We start from the raw sequence: 5,581 nt of genomic DNA, 5'->3' as shown, positions 1-5,581 counted from the left end.
TCTTCTCAACGTTCCGGTCGTTTCGATCGACCAAACGCAGCCCGGATGGGTCGACCGGCTTCGCCGCGAAACATTCGACGTGTTGATTGTTTGCACCCCCAACAATCCCGACGGCAAAGTCTTCGAAGCGTCCGAGACCGAACAGCTGATCAGAATCTGTGCGGCGAAAGAGGCCTGGTTGATCTCCGACGAAATCTACGGCGTCTATGACTACTCGCAAAAGTGGCATTCGCTTTCTGAATTTGATTATAAACGCACCATTGTCTGTAACGGATTCTCGAAATCGCACGCTCTGACCGGATTGCGAATTGGCTGGATTGCATCCCGTCATTGCGAATTGGTGGACGCCTGTTTCGAAGCCCAACAACACATCGCCACCTGCGTCAGCACCCCGGTACAATATGGCGTCCTGGACATGGTTCGTCCCGATTTCGCCGAGCTTAGGGCGACCGTAAAGCAATACGAAGCGAACCGACAAGCGATTTGCCAAAGGTTTCCTCGCTTGGCTCCCTATGCTCCCGACGGAGCACTCTATTTCTTTGTTCCCGCGTCGCTGTTCGGCGAAAGCGACGGGACAGCGCTAGCGGAAAAGCTTCTTGAGGAAGCGGGAATCGCGGTGGTTCCAGGTGAGGCGTATGGCGAGAACTTTTCAGGGTTCATTCGCATGTCATTCAGTGTTTCTGAAGCCACCCTTCAAACCGGGCTGAACCAATTGACGCCTTTTCTAATCCAATGACAGAGAAGTTTTCCATGACGGATTGGTGGAAATCATTTCGGGCACTTCAGCGTTGGCAATATGCCCTGCTGGTACTGTTGTCGATCATTTTCGTGGTCACGATTCACGATCTGGATGACGCATCAACCTTTCGCTACGTGGGACGAACCGTCTTTGCCATCGCATTGGCGTTGATCATCGCCCGTTTGTCTTATGGCAAATCCAAATCGCCAAAATTACTCCGCAGCGCGGCACAGCGACTTCGCAATCAAACGCCTAACTTAAAAGTGCTGGGCATTTTTCGGATTGCGTTCGGCTTGTTAACGATGGTCACCGCGTTCAGGACGCTGCAGCATTTCTCGGTGCTGTTCTACGATCTCGAACATCCCGTGGTCCGAGAAGGGTTCAAGTTAACCATCTATCTGTGGGCCGCTCTCGGAATTGCAATCACATTGGGCTGGGGCGGGCGAACGCTGCGATTTGTCAATTTAGTTGTCGCGGCGTTGCTGCTTCGCAACTTCTTTACGTTTGGCATTTTCGAAAGCACCTACATCCTGAACGCTTGGCTTGCCGCAGTTGCACCGTGCGATTTTCGCTATTGCCTTGGCCAACCCAACACGCGTCAATGCCGCGACTCGGTCCTCAATAGCGGGCTGCCGGTCTTCTTTGTTGGCTTCCATTTCGGATTCATTTTCCTGTACGTCGGCTTAGACAAACTGATTTGCCCACTTTGGTCATCAGGAAACGGTTTTTACAACTTTGCCGTACTACCATGGGTGTTGCCACCGTTTTTTGACTGGATGGTTGACATCAAACCGTTGATGACGATCGGGAATATCGGCGGGCTTGTCGTTGAAACCTCGTTCATCGTTTTATGGATATTTGGAAAACTCAGACCCGTTGCGGTGGCGGGAATGCTTGCGCTGACATTGGGACTCTGTTTTCCGTTTAACATTTTCCTGATTGGGCCTCTTGCGTTAGCATTCTCGCTTGGTCTCGCTAGCCTTGTCGTGCCGGAACACCAAGCAGTCCCAACCACTGAACCCAAACCCATCGCCGCAGCATGGTTTTTGGTGCCGCTGTATTCGCTTGTGTTCTTTGTCCCCGACATGATCCAAACGTTCGTCCGACCGACCCCGGTGGCAACGTTGGCAACACACTTCGAAGACGCCTCTCAATGGCAGCAAGGACAAGACGTGACCGCGATGGTCCACGGAACGGCCGCTACATCGATCGAGGATGAATTGACCGAAGACTTACATCTTCGTGAATTCACAGCAAATCCATGGCAATCATTGGGCAATTGGTTTCTGGGGTCCAAAAGGTATGCGTTATTTAGCAAACGGCACACGTTTGGTGTCTACGCCTATCGCATTCAGATCGAAACGACCGACGGCAAACGTCTCGAACCCATTCATTATTTTGCCTCTGATTGCGAACGCCCCGAATTGTGGAACGGGATGCTTGAACTGAATTGTTATCAAGGCGCGATGTACGCGATTGGCGACGTTGCCCGCTGGGCTTCGTTTGGACGTCTGCATGCCTGGCGACTCGAAAACATCGGAACCACGTTGGTCGAGTCGATGATGCAACACTCGATCGAGCAATCGCAACTGGAAACAGCTTCGATCAAACGTGTCATCCTATTGACCAAACCGATGAAGACCAGCCAAAAATGGCAAGGCCAACTCGAACCATCCAGCAACGGATGGACCGAACTGATTGTCTACAATCCCGCACTGGACAAATACCGGCTAGGCGTCAAACCGGCATCGCACAAATATCAAGGACGTGACCCATCCGTTCCGAACTACGTCCCTTATCTGAACGAATCGATCTGAGCGAAATCGTTCAATGTTAGAAACTCGATCCTAACACAACTGCGTCTTTAGAAGACGCAGACGCGACTTCAACCTCAATTGGCTGTCCAAGAACAACCGCATATTGCAATTGGCACGACGCCAAAGCCTCTTTAAAACAAAGCAATGCATAAATCGAACAAGAAATTGATGGTCATCGGTGCTTCATGGGAGCAAGTTCCGCTGCTTCGCACCGCGAAAAGTACCGGATGCGAGATCCTGGCAACCAACTTGACGCCTGATGCCAGCGGCTTTGATCTGGCAACACAAAGTGTCGTCGTCGATCCTCGCGATTTGACAGCAATCCTGAACTTGGCGACCGCCAGCGGCATCCAAGGTGTTACCGCCGACGAATGTGACTACTCGAATTACGCAGCCAACTTTGTCCGTGAAATGTTGTCGCTTCCCAGTGCGGATTTGGCCGGTGCCCAAGTCACCACCAACAAACACTGGATGCGTGCACGCTGTCATGAAAATCATGTTGTCCAGCCGCGGTTTCAAGCTTGCCGCACCTTGCAGGACGTGCAAACCGCCATCGATTTGATCGACTATCCCGTGATCGTCAAACCGGTCGACAATCGCGGCAGCTTTGGTGTCCGCCGCGTCGACGGACCAAGCGAAGTCGAAGATGCCTTCTTACACGCATTGATGAATTCGCATTCACGCGAAGTCTTGGTCGAAGCATTCATCGAAGGCATCCACCTAACGGTCGATGGCTGTTTTGACGGCGATAGCCAACATTACAATCTGGGCGTCGCGTCGAAAAAGATTACCTCCGGCAGCAAACCGATCATCACCGAGGTGATGTATCCAGCCGACATCAGCGAGGAACAATTATCCCACGTACTCGATACCAACACTCGCGTGATTGCCGCCCTGGGATTGACCCGGGGACTGACGCACAGCGAGTACATTTTGGATTCGGCGGGCCGCTGTTTTCTATTGGAAACCGCCAATCGCGGTGGCGGCGTGCTGACCTCGGGATTGATCCTGCCTGAAATCACCGGCGTCGACCTGAATCGGCTGCTTGTCCAGGAAGCCTTGGGCGAACCATTCGAAGTGTCGCCGTGGAAGAAATCAAAAGCTGCCAAACTGGTCTTCTTTATTTTCGATTCCGGCACGGTGACTGCAATCAATGGGATCGAAGAGGCCGCAGCGGTTGACGGCGTCAAACACTTGCAACTGTTGATCAAGGCCGGCGATGAAATCGGGCCTCCCGAATCGGGGGCGGGACGTCACGGATTCGGCATCTTTGTGGGCGATGACATCGAGACCGTCGATGCGATTCACGCCGAATGCATCTCGAAATTAAAGATCGAATATGCCTAGTTTTCACGAACAACTTCGCGAAATCGACAAGACGCTGAACGAGCGTTACAGCGGTCGACTCAGAAACTTTGGCGATGACCCACGAACGCTGGGCTGGGACACCCAGGCGAGTCAAAAAGTGCGGTTCGCCATGGCGTGTCGCGAAATCGATGTCACTGACGCGTCGGTGATGGATGTGGGCTGTGGCTTAGCCGATTTCCGCAGTTACCTCAACGACTCGGGCAAACGCTGTGCTCGCTATATCGGTGTCGACATCAACCCCGATTTGCTTCAACAGTGCCGAAGCAAGTTTCCAGACGATACATTTCGCTGCGGCAACCTGTTGGTGGACGAATTGCCCGACATGCGAGCCGACTTTGCCGTAATGTTCGGCGTTTTAAATTTTCGTTTTGCCGAAATCAGCAACCTCGAATTCGCCAAGTCGATGATCACCGCGGCATTCGATCGCGTCGACCACGCATTGGTCTTTGACATGCTGACGACGGTACGCGACGAGGACTATCCCGAGGAAGATTTCGTCTACTACTACAATCCGTCCGAGATCCTCGAGTTCGCGTTTTCGTTGACGCCTCACGTCACCCTCCGCCACGATTACCCGTCGATCCCGCAACGCGAAATGATGCTCTGTCTGCGAAAACATGCCGATGTTTGATGCCTTTCGCCACCCGGTCCTGCGGCCCGACGAAGCTTCGCTGTTTGATCTCAGCGATGTCGACTGGTCAGCGTGGCACGACCAATTCCTCGCCGAATCCGACCAGTACGCGATCGCGAGTTCCGGAATTTGCTTGATGGATCCCTCGGTGATCACCGCTGCGGGTTTTCAAAGCACGGCGGCGAAACTGCAGCAGTCCAATCGTGCTTGGTTCACCTTGCAACCGGACCTGAACGCCGCCGATCCCCACCAACAACTACGCGAGGCCAAGGACGCAGGGATTCGCGGCATCACCTTCCACAGCTACCTGCAACACATTTCGGATGACCGATTTCCGTTGGTCGTCGAACTCAGCCAACTCGCTGAGGAACTTGGCATGTTTGTCGGTCTATGCACCGCCTATGGCAGTCGCCAAATCTATCGCTACGACAATTTGCGTTTGACCGTCGAAGTGCTCAATGCCGTGAAGTGTCCTGTCGTGATGTATCATGCAGGCGGCGCGAAGGTGTTGGACGCGATGTTGATCGCCGAAATGTGGGACAATGCCTACTTGGAAACATCGTTCTCGCTTAGCTATTGGTTGGGCAGCAGCATCGAGAATGACTTGGCGTTTGTGATTCGTAAACTGGGCAGCGAGCGAATTCTGTTTGGCTCGGATGCTCCGTTCATCCCACTAGACCAATCGATCCAAGACCATCAACAATTTCTACGTCGGCACCAATTCAACCAAACCGACAGCGACAATATTATGGGGAGATCATGCAGGCGACTGCTGAGCGAACACCAATGAAACCAACTGACTTCCCACTCTTGTTAGACTGCACGCTGCGTGATGGCAGCTACGCGGTCAATTTCCAATTCACCAAACGCGATACGATCCGGCTGTGCCAGGCGCTGGAGCAATCCGGTTTGAAGATGATCGAGATCGGCCACGGCTTGGGGCTCGGGGCATCATCACCGCGATATGGCGTCGCTTTTGAAGCCGACGAAGTCTACCTCGAAGCGGCTGCCGAAACGTTGACCCAC

5 protein-coding genes and 1 pseudogene are annotated in these 5,581 nt (G+C 53.1%); all 6 read left to right on the top strand.

Features of this window, described 5'->3' with window-relative positions; all coding sequences use genetic code 11:
- Positions 1 to 736, top strand: a 736-nt coding sequence (locus ABX962_RS28790; RefSeq protein WP_372724652.1) for a pyridoxal phosphate-dependent aminotransferase, incomplete at its 5' end; no start/stop codon positions are given.
- Positions 737 to 750: 14 nt separating this feature from the next.
- Positions 751 to 2,556 (top strand): hypothetical protein, encoded by a 1,806-nt coding sequence (locus ABX962_RS28785; RefSeq protein WP_372724650.1) that lies wholly within the window; start codon positions 751 to 753, stop codon positions 2,554 to 2,556.
- Between the two features lie 144 nt (positions 2,557 to 2,700).
- Positions 2,701 to 3,903, top strand: a complete 1,203-nt coding sequence (locus ABX962_RS28780) for an ATP-grasp domain-containing protein (RefSeq protein ID WP_372724648.1) — start codon at positions 2,701 to 2,703, stop codon at positions 3,901 to 3,903.
- The gene (locus ABX962_RS28775) at positions 3,896 to 4,555 is read left to right on the top strand and encodes a trans-aconitate 2-methyltransferase (RefSeq protein WP_372724646.1); all 660 of its coding nucleotides are present in this window, start codon (positions 3,896 to 3,898) and stop codon (positions 4,553 to 4,555) included. Before ABX962_RS28780 ends, ABX962_RS28775 begins: the two co-directional genes overlap by 8 nt.
- A complete protein-coding gene (locus ABX962_RS28770; protein ID WP_372724644.1) occupies positions 4,548 to 5,345 on the top strand; it encodes an amidohydrolase family protein in 798 nt (265 codons plus the stop codon). Before ABX962_RS28775 ends, ABX962_RS28770 begins: the two co-directional genes overlap by 8 nt.
- Positions 5,342 to 5,581, top strand: a pseudogene (locus ABX962_RS28765) (hypothetical protein); the annotation flags it as partial. The gene ABX962_RS28770 and the pseudogene ABX962_RS28765, both read left to right, overlap by 4 nt.

Source organism: Novipirellula sp., assembly GCF_041583735.1.
Lineage (GTDB): Bacteria > Planctomycetota > Planctomycetia > Pirellulales > Pirellulaceae > Novipirellula.
This window is presented reverse-complemented; position numbering and strand designations above follow the sequence as displayed.

Bases quoted from the DNA above. Each gene is read 5' to 3' on its own strand.
- ABX962_RS28780 (WP_372724648.1), top strand. From the start codon at position 2,701: ATGCATAAATCGAACAAGAAATTGATGGTCATCGGTGCTTCATGGGAG.
- ABX962_RS28775 (WP_372724646.1), top strand. From the start codon at position 3,896: ATGCCTAGTTTTCACGAACAACTTCGCGAAATCGACAAGACGCTGAAC.
- ABX962_RS28770 (WP_372724644.1), top strand. From the start codon at position 4,548: ATGTTTGATGCCTTTCGCCACCCGGTCCTGCGGCCCGACGAAGCTTCG.
- ABX962_RS28785 (WP_372724650.1), top strand. From the start codon at position 751: ATGACGGATTGGTGGAAATCATTTCGGGCACTTCAGCGTTGGCAATAT.